Annotated in this window: 16 protein-coding genes; 8 read left to right on the top strand and 8 right to left on the bottom strand. The window is 63.8% G+C overall.

Going from position 1 to position 18,947, the window contains the following annotated elements:
• Positions 1 to 13: 13 nt before the first annotated feature.
• The gene (locus tag HDIA_RS05695; protein ID WP_173796188.1) at positions 14 to 655 is read right to left on the bottom strand and encodes a DsbA family protein; all 642 of its coding nucleotides are present in this window, start codon (positions 653 to 655) and stop codon (positions 14 to 16) included.
• 738 nt (positions 656 to 1,393) lie between these two features.
• On the bottom strand, positions 1,394 to 1,912 hold the full coding sequence (locus HDIA_RS05690; RefSeq protein WP_099555178.1) for a DUF721 domain-containing protein: 519 nt from the start codon (positions 1,910 to 1,912) through the stop codon (positions 1,394 to 1,396).
• A gap of 245 nt (positions 1,913 to 2,157) precedes the next feature.
• Here HDIA_RS05690 and mutY point away from each other — a divergent pair, with 245 nt between their 5' ends.
• Entirely contained in the window at positions 2,158 to 3,231 is a 1,074-nt protein-coding gene (gene mutY, locus HDIA_RS05685) for an A/G-specific adenine glycosylase (RefSeq protein WP_099555176.1), read from the top strand.
• A gap of 983 nt (positions 3,232 to 4,214) precedes the next feature.
• Here mutY and HDIA_RS05680 read toward each other — a convergent pair.
• Entirely contained in the window at positions 4,215 to 5,378 is a 1,164-nt protein-coding gene (locus HDIA_RS05680; protein WP_099555174.1) for a site-specific DNA-methyltransferase, read from the bottom strand.
• A gap of 281 nt (positions 5,379 to 5,659) precedes the next feature.
• Between HDIA_RS05680 and HDIA_RS05675 the strand changes: the two genes are divergently transcribed.
• Both HDIA_RS05675 and HDIA_RS05670 read left to right on the top strand, forming a co-directional pair.
• Positions 5,660 to 7,129 carry an AMP nucleosidase gene (locus HDIA_RS05675; RefSeq protein WP_099555172.1) on the top strand — a complete coding sequence of 490 codons (1,470 nt, stop codon included), beginning with the start codon at positions 5,660 to 5,662 and terminating at the stop codon, positions 7,127 to 7,129.
• 97 nt (positions 7,130 to 7,226) lie between these two features.
• Positions 7,227 to 7,904, top strand: coding sequence for an HAD family hydrolase (locus HDIA_RS05670; protein WP_099555170.1), 678 nt, complete (start codon positions 7,227 to 7,229; stop codon positions 7,902 to 7,904).
• 73 nt (positions 7,905 to 7,977) lie between these two features.
• Here the strand turns inward: HDIA_RS05670 and HDIA_RS05665 are convergent, their stop codons facing one another.
• Both HDIA_RS05665 and HDIA_RS05660 read right to left on the bottom strand, forming a co-directional pair.
• Positions 7,978 to 8,463 (bottom strand): peroxiredoxin, encoded by a 486-nt coding sequence (locus tag HDIA_RS05665; RefSeq protein ID WP_099555167.1) that lies wholly within the window; start codon positions 8,461 to 8,463, stop codon positions 7,978 to 7,980.
• A 218-nt stretch (positions 8,464 to 8,681) separates the two neighbouring features.
• A complete protein-coding gene (locus tag HDIA_RS05660; protein ID WP_099555165.1) occupies positions 8,682 to 9,521 on the bottom strand; it encodes a protein-disulfide reductase DsbD domain-containing protein in 840 nt (279 codons plus the stop codon).
• 388 nt (positions 9,522 to 9,909) lie between these two features.
• Here HDIA_RS05660 and HDIA_RS05655 point away from each other — a divergent pair, with 388 nt between their 5' ends.
• The 5 genes from HDIA_RS05655 (at position 9,910) to HDIA_RS05635 (ending at position 17,104) form a co-directional block, all read left to right on the top strand.
• A complete protein-coding gene (locus HDIA_RS05655) occupies positions 9,910 to 10,536 on the top strand; it encodes a YqgE/AlgH family protein (RefSeq protein WP_099555163.1) in 627 nt (208 codons plus the stop codon).
• 129 nt (positions 10,537 to 10,665) lie between these two features.
• Positions 10,666 to 12,069: a threonine synthase gene (gene thrC, locus HDIA_RS05650; protein ID WP_099555161.1), complete on the top strand. Its 1,404-nt coding sequence runs from the start codon at positions 10,666 to 10,668 to the stop codon at positions 12,067 to 12,069.
• A 4-nt stretch (positions 12,070 to 12,073) separates the two neighbouring features.
• Complete coding sequence (locus HDIA_RS05645; protein ID WP_099555159.1) at positions 12,074 to 13,396, top strand: M16 family metallopeptidase; 1,323 nt, start codon at positions 12,074 to 12,076, stop codon at positions 13,394 to 13,396.
• Complete coding sequence (locus tag HDIA_RS05640; RefSeq protein WP_099555157.1) at positions 13,393 to 14,010, top strand: GNAT family N-acetyltransferase; 618 nt, start codon at positions 13,393 to 13,395, stop codon at positions 14,008 to 14,010. Before HDIA_RS05645 ends, HDIA_RS05640 begins: the two co-directional genes overlap by 4 nt.
• Positions 14,011 to 14,248: 238 nt before the next feature.
• Positions 14,249 to 17,104, top strand: coding sequence for an EAL domain-containing protein (locus HDIA_RS05635; RefSeq protein WP_099558726.1), 2,856 nt, complete (start codon positions 14,249 to 14,251; stop codon positions 17,102 to 17,104).
• A 76-nt stretch (positions 17,105 to 17,180) separates the two neighbouring features.
• Here the strand turns inward: HDIA_RS05635 and HDIA_RS05630 are convergent, their stop codons facing one another.
• From HDIA_RS05630 to HDIA_RS05620, 3 genes are all read right to left on the bottom strand, one after another.
• Entirely contained in the window at positions 17,181 to 17,576 is a 396-nt protein-coding gene (locus tag HDIA_RS05630; protein WP_099555155.1) for an acyl-CoA thioesterase, read from the bottom strand.
• Between the two features lie 169 nt (positions 17,577 to 17,745).
• Positions 17,746 to 18,546 (bottom strand): SURF1 family protein, encoded by an 801-nt coding sequence (locus tag HDIA_RS05625; protein WP_245884176.1) that lies wholly within the window; start codon positions 18,544 to 18,546, stop codon positions 17,746 to 17,748.
• The gene (locus HDIA_RS05620; protein ID WP_099555150.1) at positions 18,543 to 18,947 is read right to left on the bottom strand and encodes a DUF983 domain-containing protein; all 405 of its coding nucleotides are present in this window, start codon (positions 18,945 to 18,947) and stop codon (positions 18,543 to 18,545) included. Before HDIA_RS05620 ends, HDIA_RS05625 begins: the two co-directional genes overlap by 4 nt.

Raw genomic sequence — 18,947 nt, 5'->3', positions numbered from 1 at the left:
ACGCGCGCCGTACTCAGCTCTTCAGCAAAGGCTCGATGGCCTTGTCCATTTCGTCCATCGACAGGGCGCCCGGCATCTTCTCGCCGTTGATGAAGAAGGTCGGCGTCGCGTTCACGCCGAACTGGTTCGAAGCCCGATCCCTGACCCAGTTCACTGCATCGAGGAGCTTCTGATTCTTCAAGGTCGCTTCGAAGGTTTCCTGTGTGAAACCCACCTGCTTGGCAATTTTCAGAAGGCCCGCGACCGGATCGTCCGAATAGGCCCACTCCTTCTGGGTGTGGAAGAGCAGCGAGACCATGGGGAAGAAATTGTCGCCCGGCGCCTCGCGGGCCAGCATGAAGCCGGCGGCGGCGAGGGGATCGAGCGGGAACTCCCGGAAGATGAAATAGACCTTGCCGGTGTCGACATACTTCTTCTTGAAGGGCTCGAAGGTCGTCTCGTGAAAATGGGCGCAGTGGCCGCAGGTCATCGAGGCATACTCGATGACGGTGACGGCGGCGGTCTTGTCGCCCAGAGCCTCGTCGCCCAGGGGACCTGGAACCATCAGTTCGACGCTGTCGTAACTTTCGGCCCGGGCCGCCGTGACGAGGCCCGGAAGCAGCCCAAGGCCGGCAACGGCGGCGCTCGTCATCATCAGGTTTCGACGCGTGATCATTCTTTATCCTCTCGAAGACTGTCTTTCCGGGGCTGTCCGCACCCGGCCGCTAAAGGCATGCCTAGTCGATGCCAGCTGAATGGAACCTGAAAATATGGCCGAACGCCGCGTCAGGCAAAGGGCTTTCATCCTCGTGCAGCCCAAGGCGATCAGCTTTTCGTGAAGACGCTGATCACCTAATCATGTCATGTCCAAATCGGCAGACATTTTCAGGGGGCTCCCGTCCAAGATTCACGGCGCTCAACATCGCAACCGACATGAGAAGTACTCGGTTTATGGCGCTATTGGGATTTGGCAGGGACATTGCTGAGATAGCATCTCGTCTAAGCTGTTTTTCTTCACTCAATGCCTTATCCGACTCACGGCACGGCCCCAAAACGATCCAAGCACCGATCATTCGCTTCGTATACGCCATTTGGGAATCGTCCAGTTTCTCGCGCTGTCCAATCTCATTGATTATTTCCGTCCAACTTGACACTTGGTCCACATAAGGCTGTTGAACCCAGTCGGCCAATGACGGCGTTGCAGCAAATTGAAGTAGGCAAAGGAACAAAAATAGAGGTCGCATTTCAGACCGGCCTCCAATTGACAGTCGCATCTTGCTGTCTTGGCGTGACTTTCCTTTTCTATAACCTATTCAATCTTGCAGCCAAATATTTGGCGTCCGGAAATTCAGCACACCACTTTTCAATAGCGGCATGATCGCGTGATCCACGCCAATCCAGCGAAATGCAAAGACTACGGACGGCGCGGAGATGCAAGAGCCCGGCCGAGGCGCTCCACCGCCGCGCGCAGCCCGTCGTCCTCGATTCCGGCGCAAGCCTCATGCACCTTCTGCCGCTTTTCCTCCGGCAGCGCCCCCAGTTTCGGCCTCTGCCGGCGCAGGCTGGGCTGAAGCGGCATCTGGACGATGCGGATGCGCCCGACCGCGCGCCAGCCGAAGAACATGTTGATCCGCTCGATCACCCGCGGCAGATCGTGCTGCAGGCGCAGCGCCGTCGTCCCGCTTGCCCGCAACGTCAGCGTCGCGGGTTCGGCTGCGTCGACCTCGACACCTGCCGGCAGACGCGGCCATGTGATGCGATCAGGCTGGGTCGTCTCGGCGTAGATATCGCCGACGATGTCCGGCCAATGGGCCACCAGCTCGACGGAATTGAAGCCGCGTTTGCGGCAGGCAGGCGACAGCGCACCCGGAATCATGTCGGCGATCGGCACCGGTCCCTTGCGTCTGCGCTGATTTTCCTGCCACTCGGACATGATGGTGGAATCCTGAACGCCGGCTGTTCCGCCTGGGCGCCTTGTTTCCGAACACTAAGGGGCCATGCGCCCTCGACGCCGAATCATCGCACGGCTGGGCGCTCTTTGCCACATCTGCAGCGGCAAGGGCAATTTCGCGCCCTCCTTGGTCGACGCAGGCCGTTCGCCGGCCAAACCCGCGGCCCGACGGGGCGCCGGTTTCAGCCCTCTTGAAAAAGACCGCAAAGCGAAGTCATGTCGCCCGCATGTCGACACCCGATCCGAAACTGCTGCTTGCCTGGTACGATTCCCATGCACGCACCCTGCCCTGGCGCGTGCCGCCACAGCCGGCCGGACGGCGCGTCCTGCCCGATCCCTACCGGGTCTGGCTTTCGGAAATCATGCTGCAGCAGACGACGGTCGCAGCGGTCAAAGGCTATTTCGACGACTTCACCCGGCGCTGGCCGAGCCTTGCCGACCTTGCCGCCGCCGATCTCGACGACGTTCTCAGAGCCTGGGCCGGACTTGGCTACTATTCCAGAGCGCGCAACCTGAAGGCCTGCGCCAACGCCGTCGTCGCCGACCATGGCGGCGCCTTTCCCGACAACGAGACGGAGTTGCGCAAGCTGCCCGGCATCGGCGCCTATACGGCGGCGGCCATCGCCGCGATTGCCTTCGACAGGCCCGCCGTGGTCGTGGACGGCAATGTGGAACGGGTCGTCAGCCGCCTGTTCCGGCTCACCGAGCCGCTGCCGGGGTCACGACCGCTGATTCGCGAGAAGGCCACTCTCGTCACCCCGAATCACAGACCCGGCGACTTTGCCCAGGCCATGATGGATCTCGGCGCCACGATCTGCACGCCGCGCAAGCCCGTCTGCGGCCTATGCCCTTGGGAGAAAAGCTGCCTTGTCGCCCATGACGCCGATGTGGCCCAGTTTCCCCGCAAGGCGCCGAAGACTGCCCGCCCGACGCGCCACGGAACAGTCTTCGTGGTTTTTCAGGCGGATGGCTCCGTCCTCTTGAGAAAACGGCCTGAAAAAGGGCTGCTCGGCGGCATGGCCGAAGTTCCGGGAACGGAATGGACCGCTCAGTCGGCCGACCACGCAGAAAAGTTTGCTCCATTTATTTGCACGAAGTGGACGAAATTGAATCGGCCGGTGGAGCACACGTTCACTCACTTCCACCTGGTACTGTCGGTCTGGACCGGGGTGGCCGATCATGCGAATCAAACCATTGATAAGCATTGGTGGTCGAGTCGCGAAGCCGTTGCCGGAGAAGCATTGCCGACGGTCATGCGGAAAGTGCTCAAGGCTGCGGAACCCCATCGCCCGGGCTTATGAACGGGGATTTCGCATCATTTTTCAGCGCCACAAATGCCATATTTTGAGCACAGAGCCACAAAAAGCCACAAGATTTTACTTGAACTCAAGACCCTTCTGATGTTTAAAAAACTCTCGACGGTGTTTTGCCGTCAAATTTGCAGGGAGGTCGGGGGTCCAAGTCGATCACGGCTGCTGCCCGGTTGGTCCGCACAATCTGCAGCAAGCTCCGTCCAGTCGGTTTCGTTCATTCGGCCAAGTAATTTATTTTTTTTCGTAATCAGTTCATATTCGACATGTGGCCCTTCACGGTGAAAATCGTGAAGGGCCTTTTTCGTGCCGTCTTGCCCCGTATTCGGATGAAGTGCACGGACTGACGCAAGAGCTACCCAATATTTTCTTTTAATTCAGCCTGTTAGCCAAATTCTCCAACCGTTTTTCGCGGCTGCCGCGGCAAACGGGCCCCGTTTTCCATATTGCACCGCACACTCGATGCGCATTCCATCGAACTAACTGATACTTTTGTTCTGTTTCAGTGAACATTGGGCCGTTCCGGGCATCGCTCTGCGCACCTGCACAATTTTCTGCGAGAGAGAGAAAGTGGGAGAGACATCGGTCGGCTCATATCAAGATGGGCCGTTGGCGTTTCGTCCGCAGCCTCGGCTCTGGCACCGGTTCACGACTTCGACGGCTCCAACATCTGCTGCGCCGTCCACGCATCGCCATCGACGTTTCGAGGACGTGCCGGCCCTGTCTTCTGCCGGCCCAAAACGCATGTTTCTCCGACGAAATTCCATCTAAACGTTTATTTAGAATTGGTCGCCGGATGATTCACAGTCTGACCGATTTTGTTGTTTTGTTGCCATTCTGCACCACAATTCAGGACAGCCGTTCCCATCGCGGCACGTCATCGGCCGTCCGGCTTCCGCAAGCAGAACGGCCCTCGTCCGGGACATCCGGAACGAGGGCCTTTCGAGATCGGGCAGGTTTTGGGAAGCCCGCGCCTAGCTGGCGAGACCCAGCCCTTCGCGGATGCGCGCGCGCAGGTCGTCGATCGGGCGAGGCGCGCCGTCCTTCTGCGTGTGCCAGAAGGTCCAGCCGTTGCAGGCATCGAGCCCCTGGACATGGGCGCCGATCTTGTGGATCGAGCCAGTCGTGCCCGCGACTTCCAGCGTGCCATCGGCGCGCACGAGAGCCTTGTGGCGTCCCTTGGCGTCGGTCAATTCGTCGCCGGGGGTGAGCAGGCCGGCTTCCAGCACGGCCCCAAAGGGAATGCGAGGCTCGGCGCGCTTCGGCCGCTGGGAGGCAAGACCCTCTGCGGAGGCGGGCGTGACGGCGGCGATGCGCTTGCGGGCGGCTTCGGCATAGGCGGGATCGCGCTCGATGCCGACGAAGTGGCGCCCCATCATCCGCGCGACAGCCGCCGTGGTCCCGGTGCCGGAGAAGGGATCGAGGACGACATCGCCCGGATTGGTGGACGAGAGCAGGACGCGATAGAGCAGCGCCTCCGGCTTCTGGGTCGGATGGAGCTTGGCCCCCTCCCCGTCCTTCAGCCGCTCCGATCCCGTGCAGATCGGCAGAAGCCAGTCGGAGCGCATCTGGAGATCGTCGTTGAAGGCCTTCATGGCCTCGTAGTTGAAGGTGTAGCTCTTGGCGTCCTGCGAGCGCGAGGCCCAGATCATCGTCTCATGCGCATTGGTGAAGCGCTTGCCGCGAAAGTTCGGCATCGGGTTGGCCTTGCGCCAGACGATGTCGTTGAGCACCCAGTAGCCGAGGTCCTGCAGGATCGTGCCGACGCGGAAGATGTTGTGGTAGGAGCCGATGACCCAGATGGTGCCGTTCGGCTTCAGCACGCGGCGGCAGGCGATCAACCAGGCGCGCGTGAAGGCGTCGTATGCCTCGAAGCTGTCGAACTTGTCCCAGTCGTCGTCGACGGCGTCGACCTTGGACTGGTCGGGGCGGGTCAGGCCGCCTTCGAGCTGCAGATTATAGGGGGGGTCGGCGAAGATGGCGTCGACGCTGCCGGCGGGCAGCCTTTCCATCATGGCGACGCAATCGCCGACGAGAATCTGGTCGAGATGGGCCGGGTGGTCCAGACCGGGCGTGCCCGGCAGAGTTGGTGAGAGGGACCTGGACGGCGCCGCCGCCCGCTGACGCAAGTTACTCATGGTCACTCAACCTTTTACGCATTACTGAAGGTACGCGGGCCACCCGGCCTCGAGACGAACTTTGCCCGGACAAGGTAAATCGCAAGTTAAACACCGACGGCAAAATTTTATTCTATTTCAATTGTTTGTTTACCAAAGCCTGCAAGCCGCCACCTGCATCAGGCGCCCGGGAGGCATGCATCGGCCGACCGCCCAAAGCTGCGCGTTTGTGCTATGACTTGCGCCGATTCCAGACGACCAAAAGCCCTGCCGGGAGGCGGCAAGACGGATTGAAGGCGCCAATGACCGAAGCCAGACGCGAATTCGCATTTCAGAAGTTCAGTGACCCCAAGGCGGCTGTCGCCAAGCTCTGCGAAATCTACGAAGTCAGCACCCGCCATATTCGCGAGTCCTTCGAGGCGATCGTTTCCGGCAAGGCCGAGGCAAGGCCGGTCAGGGCCTGCTATCCGGCGATCCGCATCACAGTCTCGACCTTCAGCCAGGTCGATTCACGCCTTGCCTACGGGCATGTGCCCGGCCCCGGCGTCTATGCCACGACCATCTCGCGTCCCGAACTCTTCGAGGGCTATCTGACCGAGCAGATCGGCCTTTTGATGCGCAACCACAATGTCGAGGTCGAGGTCGGCGAATCCGACGTGCCGATCCCGCTGCATTTCGCCTTCTACGAAGGCACTCACGTGGACGGAGAAGCGGTGAGCAACCTCACGGTTCCGCTGCGCGACCTCTTCGACGTGCCGGACCTGTCCATCACGGACGATGCCATCGTCAACGGCACGATCGAGTTTCGTCCGGGCGAAGTCCAGCCGCTGGCGCCCTTCACCGCGCCGCGCATCGACTATTCGCTGCACCGCCTGCAGCATTACACGGCGACCGCTCCGCGCCACTTCCAGAACTTCGTGATCTTCACCAACTACCAGTTCTACGTCGACGAATTCGCGGTGCGCTCACGGGCAATCATGGCCTCGGGCAACAGCGAATACACGGCCTTCGTCGAGCCGGGCAACCTCGTCACCAGAAACGGCGACAGCGAGCCCTCCGAGGGCGAGGCGCTGCCGAGACTGCCGCAAATGCCGGCCTATCATCTGGCAAGGGACGACCATTCGGGCATCACGCTCATCAACATCGGCGTCGGCCCGTCGAACGCCAAGACGATCACGGACCATGTGGCCGTTCTGCGCCCCCATGCCTGGCTGATGCTCGGGCACTGCGCCGGCCTCAGGAACTCCCAGAAGCTCGGCGACTATGTGCTCGCCCACGGCTATGTCCGCGAAGACCACGTTCTCGATGCGGATCTGCCGAGCTGGGTTCCGATCCCGCCTCTGGCCGAAGTCCAGGTCGCGCTTGAGGAGGCCGTGGCCGAAGTGACGGGTCTGACGGGCTGGGAACTGAAGCGCGTGATGCGGACCGGCACGGTCGCCACCATCGACAACCGCAACTGGGAACTCAGGGATCATCATGAGCCGGTGCAGCGCTTCTCCCAGTCCCGCGCCATCGCCCTCGACATGGAATCGGCGACGATCGCCGCCAACGGTTTCCGCTTCCGCGTTCCCTACGGAACGCTGCTGTGCGTTTCCGACAAGCCGCTGCACGGCGAACTGAAGCTGCCCGGCATGGCGAGTGCCTTTTATCGCACGCAGGTCGGCCAGCACCTGGAAATCGGCCTCAGGGCCATGGAACGCCTGCGCGCGATGCACAGCGAGCGCCTGCATTCCAGAAAGCTGCGCAGTTTCATGGAAACGGCGTTCCAGTAGAACAGGCCAACAAGGACAGGCCAGTAGGGACGGAATTGGGCGCCAGCCTCCAGGGCAGCCCGGATGCCGTCCATACCTCTATCTTGCAAGGATCATCATGCTCATCATTTTCGATTGCGACGGCGTTCTCGTCGACAGCGAAACCATCTCGGCGCAGGTGAACGCCGATCTGTTCAAGGAAGTCGGCTTCGAGATCTCGATCGAGGAGATGAATGCCCGTTTCGCGGGACTGACCGGCGCCAAGATCATGGAGGCCGTGGAGGAAGAGATCGGCCGCTCCCTGCCGGAGGATTTCCTGGCTCGCGCCGATGCCGAGATCGACCGGCGCATCGCCTCCGTGCCGGCGATCGAGGGGGCGCACGAGTTGCTCGACCGGCTCGACGATGCCCGCTGCATCTGCTCCAACTCGACGAGCGCACGGCTGAAGCTCTCGCTGACGTCCGCCAAGCTCTACGACCGCTTCAAGCCCTATATCTTCTCGGCCAAGGAAGTCGGCACCAAGCTCAGCAAGCCGGCTCCGGACGTCTTCCTCTATGCGGCCAGGGAATTCGATGTCGACCCGAGGGATGTCATCGTTCTGGAGGATTCCGTCCACGGTGTGGAGGGCGCCGTCGCGGCCGGCATGCGCGTCGTCGGCTTCACCGGCGGCAGCCACAGCTGGCCCGGGCATGCGGACATGCTGACGGACGCCGGTGCGGAAACGGTGGTTCGCCGCCTTGTCGACGCCGCTCCCGTCATCGAGGCAATGAAGGTCTGGGGCGGCCTCGACGCCTGACCCTGAAACGACAATGGCGGCCCGCCCGACAGGACGAACCGCCATTTCATTGAGCGGTGCTCAAAGCCAGCTGTCAGAGCTTTTCCATGACGGCAGCGGCGCCCGACACTGTCGCCGAGCCCGGAGCTTCCTCGACATCGAGCGACGTTACGACGCCATCGTCGACGATCATGGCGTAGCGCTGCGAGCGCATGCCGAAACCGCGCGGCGTCATGTCGAGTTCCAGGCCGACAGCCTTGGCGAAATCGGCCGAGCCGTCGGAGAGCATCTCGATCTTGCCGTCCGCGCCGGTGGCCTTGGACCAGGCGCCCATGACGAAGGGGTCGTTGACGGAGGTGCAGACCACGGCGTCGACGCCCTTGGCCTTGATCGCGTCGATATTGTCCAGGAAGCCCGGCAGGTGGTTCATGTGGCAGGTCGGCGTGAAGGCGCCGGGCACCGCGAACAACACGACCTTGCGACCGCCGAAGACATCGGATGTCGTCTTCTTGGCCGGACCGTCGGCGGTCGGGACCATGAAAGTGGCTTCGGGCAGCTTCTCGCCAACGGCAATCGTCATGTCTTGCTCCTTGCTACAGCTTCAAACCTGAAATCGGAAACCGGTTCCCGGAAAGTCCGCCACACAACGAAAGGCGGCGCGCACCTTCAGGGATGCCTTCCCGCGAGTACGAAAGGGATTGGGCTTCACCGCGCAGCTGCCCTCCCCGCGACAGACGGCGGACCTTACGGGCATCTACATATGACGTGTGACAATCGGCGGGCAAGGGGTGTTGCCGGTCAGGGCAGCTTGCGCACCGCTTCCACGGCCTTGTCGCCCGCGACAATCGTGAAGCGCAGGTCCGCGCCATGGGGATCGGCCTTGCGCGGAAGACCGTCGATGGTCAGGTCGAAGACGTGCCGGTTGCCTTCGTCGCCGTCGACCGCAACAGGCCGCGGGAGCGGCAGGGACCATCCCTCGGGCCCTTCGGCGAAGACATCGACCTTGCCGTCCGCCGGCTTTGCGGTTTCGACGACCAGGCGGTAGACGGGCTTGCCATTGCTCTCGCCATGAGGATCGAAGGAAACCAACTGCGCCGGCGCTCCCTCGCCTTCGGGCATCGGCACGTGGCTCCGGGCATCCGTCAGGACACTCTCGACAGCCGCATCGGTCGCCATGTCGGGCGCGAGCGTCAGGTCGAAGTCGGCTTGCCCCGGGACGCAGATATCCAGGCAATAGCCGAAGAGGAGGCTGAGCTTCAGGTGGACCGGTTCGCCGGGCTCGCCCGGTGTCAGGCGCAGGGGCAGCGTCACACCACCCTCGTAGACGATCGATTCCGCATAGCCGTCGAAATGCCGCACGGGCGCGGGAAAGGCGACCTTCAGCGCGCCGACATTCTCGCTTCCCTCGGTCGAGATCAGGGGCGGGACGCCGACATCCCCCGGGTTGCGCCAGTAAGTGTGCCAGCCCTCCGGAAGACCGATCGTCAGCGCGAGGTCATAGGCACCCTGCGAAAAATCGGCCGGACGAAGCGTCACCTCGGGTTCCGGCACCGTCGGACCGGCGGCAATGGCCCCGGTGGCCGTCGCGGCAAGGGACAACAGCAGCAAGGCGGAACCGACTAAGGGCGAGAGCTTCATGCAACACTCAATTCATCGTCGTGATCGTCATGGCGCGATCCGGTCCCCGTCCTCCATGAGGACCGTCCGGCGGATAGCCTGATTTACCGCCTGACGGCGTTTCAGACGAGACACAAATGCCGCCCGGATGCTCACGTTGGCGTGACGCTTGGCGCCGTTCCCGGGACGTTTGCCGTCAAAGCCGCCCATACCAACTGCATCCGGCAATTCGCCAATTGGTGTTTGGCCCAAAGCGCGTTATCCTTTCGGTGCAATGCGGCAGATGCGATGGGCGGGACCGCCGAGTGGATGGTCCGATCATTGCTTTGGTCTCGACGGCAGGCGTCGATTTCCCGTTGAAGCACGGCCCCGATCCGGGGCGCCGGATCCGGGTCTGACAACGCCGCCAATGAATCTGCCAATGTTCCGACCAGGGAGCCGAGCGATGGAGCTTCAGTCAACCTATCTGAACGGCCAACTCCTGATTGCCATGCCGGGGCTGTCCGGCGACAATTTTTCCAGGTCGGTCGTCTACATCTGCGCGCATTCCGAAGATGGCGCCATGGGCCTCATCATCAACAAGCAGGCTCCCAACCTGTCGATGAAAGAGCTTCTCGTGCAGCTCGACGTCATTCCCGAAGACCGTCAAATCCGTGTCTCGGAAATGGCGGGCAGCATGCACGTGCACCAGGGTGGGCCAGTGGAGACCGGGCGCGGATTCGTGCTGCACAGCTCCGACTATCACCTCGAAAGTTCGACGCTGCCGGTCAATGCCGACATCTCGCTGACGGCCACCGTCGAGGTTCTGAAGGCAATCGCCGACGGGAGAGGTCCGGAGAACGCGCTGCTCGCGCTCGGCTATGCCGGCTGGGCGCCGGGCCAGCTTGAAAGCGAGATCCAGGCGAACGGCTGGCTGACCGCCCCGGCAAGCCAGGAGATCATCTTCCAGACACGACTGGAAGACCGTTATGACCGCGCCCTCGCTCTTCTCGGCATCACGCCGGCGCTGCTGTCCTCGGAGGCCGGGCACGCCTGAGGCCCCGGCCCTTCCTGCGTCCGGATCGGCCGACTTGCGGTCACACCGCTTGCCCGATAGGTTCGCCGAGCCTCGAGCGCCGCGCGGCGGTACTCGTTTCGATTTTCAGCGAGCCCACTGAGCTTTTTCGTGAAGTACATCAGCACACGCGGCCGTGCGCCGGTCCTTGGTTTTTCCGATGTCGTCCTCACCGGTCTTGCCCGCGACGGCGGTCTCTACCTGCCGGAAAGCTGGCCACAATTTTCGCACGACGACATCGCCGCACTGGCGGGCAAGCCCTATGCGGATGTCGCCTTCGCGGTCATTTCCCCCTTTGTGGGCGATGACATTCCGGAGGCCGAACTGAAGGCCATGATCCGCGAAGCCTATGCCGGCTTCCATCATCCGGCGGTGACGCCACTCGTCCAGATCGCCCCGAACCACTTCCTGCTGGAGCTCTTCCACGGCGCGACGATCGCCTTCAAGGACGTTGCGATGCAGCTCCTCGCCCGGCTGATGGACCACGGCCTCGCGCGCAAGGGCGAGCGGGCGACGATCGTCGGTGCGACCTCCGGCGACACCGGCTCGGCGGCCATCGAGGCCTTCCGCGGGCGCGACAACACCGACATCTTCATCCTCTTCCCGCATGGCCGGGTTTCCGACGTGCAGCGGCGCCAGATGACGACGGTGGCCGACGCCAATGTCCACGCTATCGCGCTGGAGGGCACGTTCGACGACTGCCAGGCGCAGGTGAAGGCGATGTTCAATCACTTCGCCTTCCGCGACCGGATGCATCTGTCGGGCGTCAACTCCATCAACTGGGGCCGCATCGTCGCGCAGGTGGTCTACTACTTCGTCGCGGCGACAGCCCTCGGCGCGCCCCACCGCAAGGTCAGCTTCACGGTGCCGACCGGCAATTTCGGCGACATCTTCGCCGGCTTCGTCGCCAAGAAGATGGGCCTTCCGATCGAGAAGCTCATCATCGCGACCAACGTCAACGACATCCTGGTGCGCACGCTGGAGACCGGCCGCTACGAGGTGCGCGGCGTCAGTGCCACGATGTCGCCGTCGATGGACATCCAGGTGTCGTCGAATTTCGAGCGCCTGCTGTTCGAGGCCTCGGGACGCGACGGCGAGACCGTGGGCCAGTGGATGAACGCGCTCGGCCAGTCGGGCGCCTTCACCCTGAGCGACAAAGTGCTGGCCGAAATCCGGCGGGATTTTTCCGCCGGGCGCTGCAACGAAGACGCGACCGCGCAGACGATTGCGGGCGTGCTGGCCGATTGCGGCTACCTGCTCGATCCGCATACGGCAACAGGGGTTTTCGTCGCCAACGACCATCTCGGCGCGGAGCCGATGATCACGCTTTCGACCGCCCATCCGGCCAAGTTCCCGGACGCGGTGCGCAAGGCCTCCGGCCACCATCCGGAGCTTCCGGAACGCCTCGGCGACATCTTCGCGCGGCAGGAACGACAAAGCGTGCTTGCCAACGACCTTTCCACGATTGAAAACTTCATTATGGGGAACACGCGCGCGGCAGCGGCAGAGGTATAAAAATATGGTGGTGGAGGTTTCCAAGCTCAACAACGGCATCACGATCGTGTCGCAATCGATGCCGCATCTGGCGTCCACCGCACTCGGTGTCTGGGTCGCGGCCGGATCCCGCACGGAAACCACCGCCGAAAGCGGCATCTCGCATCTCCTCGAACATATGGCCTTCAAGGGGACGCGGCGGCGGTCCGCAACGGCGATCGCCGAGGAGATCGAGAATGTCGGCGGCGAACTCAATGCCGCGACCTCGATCGAAAGCACCAGCTACTATGCCCGCGTGCTTGCCGGCGACCTGCCGCTCGCCCTCGATATCCTGTCCGACATCATCCAGGATTCGGTCTTCGACCCGACCGAGCTGGTGCGGGAAAAGCACGTCATCACCCAGGAGATCGGCGCGAGCCTCGATACGCCCGAGGATCTGGTCTTCGACTTCTTCCAGGAGGCAGCCTTTCCCGAACAGCCGATCGGGCGGCCGATCCTCGGCTCGGTCGAGACGGTGACAGGCTTCGACAATGCGGCCCTGCGGCACTATCTCGCGCGCCAGTATGTCGGTCCGCGCACCGTCATCTCGGCCGCCGGCAAGATGGATCATGCCGAACTGGTCCGGATGGCCAGCGAGCGTTTCGAGGGCTATGCCCATGCCGCGCCGCCGCCGGAGGCGGTCGCCGTCTACAGGGGCGGAGAGCGCCGCGAGGAGCGCGACCTGATGGAGGCGCAGATCGTCCTCGGCTTCAAGGGCGCGACCTACCATTCCTCCGACTTCATGACGGCCCAGATCGCGGCATCCGTGCTCGGCGGCGGCATGTCATCCCGTCTCTTTCAGGAAATCCGCGAACGCCGCGGCCTTTGCTATTCCGTCTATGCCTTCCACTGGGCCTATTCGGACGACGGCCTGTTCGGCATTCACGCGGCGACGGGAGGAGACGATGCGGCAACGCTCGTCGATGCCACGATCGAGGAACTGAAGCGGGCCGCCGAGACCATTTCCGAGGCCGAAGTCGCAAGGGCGCGGGCGCAGCTTCGCGCCGGGCTGCTGATGACGCTCGAAAGCCCGGCTGCCCGGGCCGGACAGATCGCCCGGCATATCCTCTTCCATGGCCGCGCCATCCCGCTCGACGAAATGGTTCGCGAGATCAACCGGGTCGGCGTGCAGGACGTCAGAAACTTCATCGTCCGCCTGATGACACAGGCACCGCCGACGCTGTCGGCGATCGGGCCGATCAAAGGGCTGCCGGGCCTCGATGTCATTGCCGGCAAGCTTGGCGCGCCGATGCCGCCGCTCATCCAGGCGCCGCTGCATCAGCCGCGCAAGGCGAGACGCGCCCGATGACACTGCTGCGCGTCGTTGCCGGCGAAGCAGGACCAACATTGCACACGCAGCGCTGCTATCTGCGCGCACCGACGATGGCCGACTTCCCGGCCTGGGCCACCTTGCGCGCCACGAGCCGTTCCTTCCTGGAACCGTGGGAGCCGCGCTGGCCCGACGACGATCTGACCCGCACTGCCTTCAAGCGACGGATCAAGCGCTACCAGCGCGAGATTCGCGAAGACAGCGGCTATCCCTTCTTCCTGTTCCGCAGCTCCGACGAGCAGCTCCTCGGCGGCGCAACGCTCTCCAACGTGCGCCGCGGCGTCTCGCTGTCCTGTTCGCTCGGCTACTGGATGGGCGAGGCCTATTCGGGCAACGGCCTCATGGGCGAGGCGGTCCCGCGCCTCCTGCAATTCGCCTTCCGCGATCTGCGGCTGCACAGGGTGGAGGCGGCCTCGATCCCGCACAACGAGCGCTCGATCCGGCTCCTTGAAAAGGCCGGCTTTGTCCGCGAAGGCTTCGCCCGACGCTATCTGCTGATTAACGGCAAGTGGCAGGACCACGTCCTGTTCGCGGCACTCGTCGAAGATCAGGTGATAAGGCCTCCTCTGATGGTCGATCCCGCTTCAAGCTAATGCTATATCGAAGATCGCCAAGAACGGCTCCGGTGAGCTCGAATGACCGTTCCTCCATATGAAACAAGGATATGGAGAGCTCTCGGACCGAAGCATCCCGTCCCCGATCACGGACGGCGAAACGGCGGACGCGGCAAGTGAAGAAAGTCAGGGTGAGCGCGTGGCGAGACTGAAGGCCAATATCGTCGAGGGTTGGACCGCGCGCCTGTTCTTGCCGCGTATCCTGGGCTTTCTCGGCATGCTCGCGCTGTCGCTGTTCACACTGGCAGCGCCCGCCCATGCGATCGAGGCCGTGGGCGTTCCCATCGACGCGGAAGCCATCGAACTGACGCCCGCGCTGGAGCTGCATCACGAGGACGGCGACCGGATCCAGGTCTCCACGGCACCGGGGGCGGACGGCATCGTGCGGCGCATCGAGGTGCGGGCGCGGGACGGGGCCGAGGGAACCAACTGGGCGGTCTTCGCCCTTGCCAACAACACCGACGAGCAGCTCGACCGGTTGGTCGTGGCGCCGTTCTTCCGCCTGTCGGGATCGGGCATCGTCTGGCCGGATCTCGGCGCCTCACGCATCGCCAACATCACGCCCAGCCAGGGCTTTGCCCCCAAGCGGCAGTCCAGCAACGAGGCGGACGTCTTCCTGATCACGCTGGACCCGGGGACCGTCGTCACCTTCGTGGCGGAGATGCGGACGAATTCCCTACCGCGCCTGACCTTGTGGACACCCAACGCCTACAAGGACAGCGTCAATTCCTACACGCTGTTCCGGGGCATCATCCTCGGCATCTCCGGACTTCTGGCGCTCTTCCTGACGATCCTCTTCGTCGTCAAGGGATCGATGATGTTCCCGGCGACCGCGGCGCTCGCCTGGACGGTCCTTGCCTATCTGTGCATCGATTTCGGCTTCTGGAACAAAGTCTTCAAGGTCGACGTCGGGGCAGACCAGATCTATCGTGCCAGCGCCGAGGTGATGATCGCGGTGTCGCTGGTCATCTTCCTCTACGCCTATCTCAACCTCGGGCGATGGCACTTCCGCTACAATCACGTCGTCGCCTTCTCGCTGGCGATGCTGTGCGCGCTGCTCGGCCTTGCCTTCTACGATCCGTCGATTGCGGCGGGCATCGCGCGCATGGCGCTGGCCGGCCTCGGCGTCGCCGGCATGATGCTGGTGCTCGCCCTCGCCTTCCGCGGCTATGACCGCGCCATCATGCTGATCCCGACCTGGCTGATCTTCGTTGCCTGGCTGACGGCGACGGGCTTCACCCTGGCCGGGCACCTCGTCAACGACATCGTACAGCCGGCGCTTTCCGGCGGCCTTGTCCTGATCGTGCTCCTGCTCGGCTTCACCGTCATGCAGCACGCCTTTGCGGGCGGGCCGATCGCGGACGGCCTGATCAACGATGCGGAGCGGCGGGCGCTCGCCCTCACTGGCGCCGGTGACATCATCTGGGATTGGGACGTTTCGCGCGACCGTATCCACATCAGTTCCGAGGCGGAATCGCTTCTCGGCTTCAAGCGCGGTGCCCTCGAAGGGCCGGCGCAGAGCTGGCTCGACTATCTCCACGCGCAGGACCGGGAGCGCTTCCGCGCCAATCTCGACGCCATCGTCGAGCAGCGCCGGGGCCGCATCCAGGAGAACCTGCGCATGCGGGCCAAGGACGGCCATTATCTCTGGTTCCGGCTCCGTGCCCGCCCGATCCTCGGCGCAGACGGCGAGGTCATCCGCTGTGTCGGCACCCTGCTCGACGTGACCGAATCGAAGACCGCGCAGGAGCGGCTGCTGCACGACGCCGTGCACGACAACCTCACCGGCCTGCCGAACCGGCAGCTGTTCCTCGACCGCCTGGGCATTGCCATCGGCCGCACAGGCAACGACGACGGCACGCGGCCGGTCGTCTTCCTGCTCGACATCGACCGCTTCCGCCAGGTGAACGAGAACCTCGGCCTTTCCATCGGCGACAGCATCCTGCTGACGGTCGCACGGCGCCTCAGCCGGCTCCTGAAGCCCGTTGACAGTCTCGCCCGCATCGACGGCGACCGTTTCGGCATCATCCTGCTCTCCGAGCAGCAGCCGGACCGGGTGGCCGTCTTCGCCGATGCCGTGCGGCGGGCGATCCGCGCGGCCATAGCGCTGCACGAGCAGGAAATCTTCCTGACCGCGTCCATTGGCATCGCTTTCCATGACCGCGTGACGCGCGATCCGACGGAACTGATCAAGGATGCGGAAATCGCCACGGCCTACGCCAAGCAGTTGGGCGGCGACCGGATCGAGACCTTCCGGCCGGCGCTGAGGACCGACGCCAGCGACGTCTTCCAGCTTGAGAATGACCTGCGCCGCGCGCTCGAGCGGGAGGAGATGCAGGTCCACTACCAGCCGATCGTGCGGCTCGACACCCGCGAGATCGTCGGCTTCGAAGCCCTCCTGCGCTGGGATCATCCCAAGCGCGGCCGTGTCTCACCGGCCGACTTCGTTCCGGCCGCCGAACGGTCAGACCAGATCGTCCAGCTCGGCCTCTTCGTCCTGGAACGGGCGGCCCGTCAGCTCAGCCAGTGGCACCAGAGCCTGCCCAAGAGCGACCACCTCTTCGTCAGCGTCAATGTCTCGAGCCGGCAGCTTCTGAGGCATGACCTTCTCAACGACGTCAAGGCCGTGCTCTCGCGCAACTCGCTGCCAAAGGGCGCGCTGAAGCTGGAGATGACCGAATCGCTGCTGATGGAAAACCCCGAATTCGCCGCGCAGATCCTGCACCGGCTGCGCGAACTCGGTGCCAGCATCTCGCTCGACGACTTCGGAACCGGATATTCCTCGCTCTCCTACCTGCAGCGCCTGCCGATCGATACCCTGAAGATCGACCAGAGCTTCGTGCGCAGCGGCAACAGCCCGACGCAGTTCGTCATCCTGCGCTCGATCATGGGTCTGGCGCATGACCTCGGGCTGGAAACCGTCGCCGAAGGCGCGGAAACCGAGGCCGACGCCGAGATGCTGGACGAACTCGGCTGCGATCTTGGCCAGGGCTACCTCTTTGGCGCCCCCATGTCGGCCGACGAAATCCGCAAGCTGATGGACCGGCAGAACGGCGAGAAGACGAAGGCCTGACGAGCGCCTATAGCCGGCGCCAGCACAGGTCCAGGAAAGCGGGACCGTTCCGGCGTCAGTTCCGCCGCGCCGCGCGTCATTCCGCCGGCAAGGCCCGTGGCCGCCGGTCGTCGCCGATGGCGACGAATGTGAAGACCGCCTCCGTCACCTTGGTGCTGCCTTCCTCTTCGCGCGGACGCCGCCAGGCCTCGATCTTGATTTCCATCGATGTGCGGCCCGTGCGCAGAATGCTGCCGAAGAAGCTAACCTCGTCCCCGACAACGACGGGGCTCAGAAAGCTCATGCCCTGAACGGCGACGGTCGCCGCGCGGCCTCTTGCCCGGCGGGTGGCGATATTGCCAGCGGCAAGGTCCATGTTGGCCATCAGCCAGCCACCGAAGATGTCGCCGGCCGGGTTGGTGTCGGCCGGCATGGCGATGGTCCGGATCACCGGCGCGCCCTTCGGCTCCTGCTCTGCACTGACTGGTTCCATGAGCCCCCGCTTGTCCCGACCGGCGATGGCGGCGCCGAAACGGCCCGCCCTTCCCCGGTCATCTCCCTTACGGCGAACTGTAACGCAAGTCTCGGAAGATCGAATGCCGGATCTGCGCAAAGCTCATGCGACGGCAGCGATTGGGCGCGCCCGGCCGGCTGGACCCGCTTCAGTCTGCTTTAGAGCCGGGCTCGCGCGAGCGGCTGCCGTGTCCGCGCAGGAGATAGGCCACATAGACGGCCACCAGCGCGGCGGCGAGGCCGAACCATGTGACGGCGTATTGCAGGTGGCTGTTGGGGAAGGAGACGATCGTCTCGCCCCCCTGCGGCAGGCCGCCCGGTGCCTCGCCCGCCTCCGCGTCGACGGTGAACGGGGCCACTGCGGACGGGTCGATCCCGTCGGCCGCTGCCATCTCGGCCGGGTTGCGCGTGAACCAGACGTTCTTCACCGTGTCGTTGGCTGGGCTGAGCCAGGAGGCAACCTCGGGAGGGCGCATCAGACCGACAATATGCTGGACGCCGGTGACCTGCCCTTCGGGCCGTGTCGCAGGGTCCTTGCGCTCCAGCGGCACGAAACCGCGATTGACCAGGATCACCTTGCCGTCTGCCAGCGTTGCCGGCGTCACGACGAAATAGCCTTGCCCGCCGATGGCGCCCTTCGGCGAGCCAAGGGCGATGAAGACGTGAATTTCCTTCGAATGATCGTAGACCGCGTCGAACGCCACACGCCGGTACTGGATGTCGTCCGCCTTGAGGGATGGCCACTCGGCAACCGCCGGCAGGGCCTGCGGCGGAGCGTGGATGCGCGTCTCCACGCTGTCGATCAGGGCTTCCTTCCAGTAAAGGCGGCTCACCTGCCAGGTCCCGAGGCTGCACAGCACCGCGAAGGCGCCAAGCACGAGGATGGACAGCAGCCACCGCGAGGAACCGTGTCGCGGCCTCGTCGTTTCGTCCATCGCCTGTTCGCTCACGCCTTGCCGTCCTCACCCGGCGGAGGCGTCACGAGACGGCCTTCCTCGGCCCTGTGCTTGTATTGCATCGCGATCATCAGACCCTTCAGCGGCCGGAGCATGCCGAGCGCCAGAATAACCGTCAGCGGCAGCCACAGCAGCATATGCAGCCAGATCGGCGGCTGGTAGGCGACCTCGACCCAGAGCGCCAGGCCGACGACAATGAAGCCGACAATGAGGATGACAAAGACCGCCGGGCCGTCGCCGCTGTCGATGAACTTGAAATCGAGGCCACAGGACTTGCAGGACGGCGCCGTCGTCAGAAACCCGTCGAACAGCCGGCCATTTCCACAGCGCGGGCAGCGGCCGCGCAGGCCGGCGCCGACCGGCGGCACGGGCGCAAAGCGGGAATGTTCGTCCAT

It is taken from the genome of Hartmannibacter diazotrophicus (genome assembly GCF_900231165.1).
GTDB classification, from domain to species: Bacteria; Pseudomonadota; Alphaproteobacteria; order Rhizobiales; family Pleomorphomonadaceae; genus Hartmannibacter; species Hartmannibacter diazotrophicus.
This window is presented reverse-complemented; position numbering and strand designations above follow the sequence as displayed.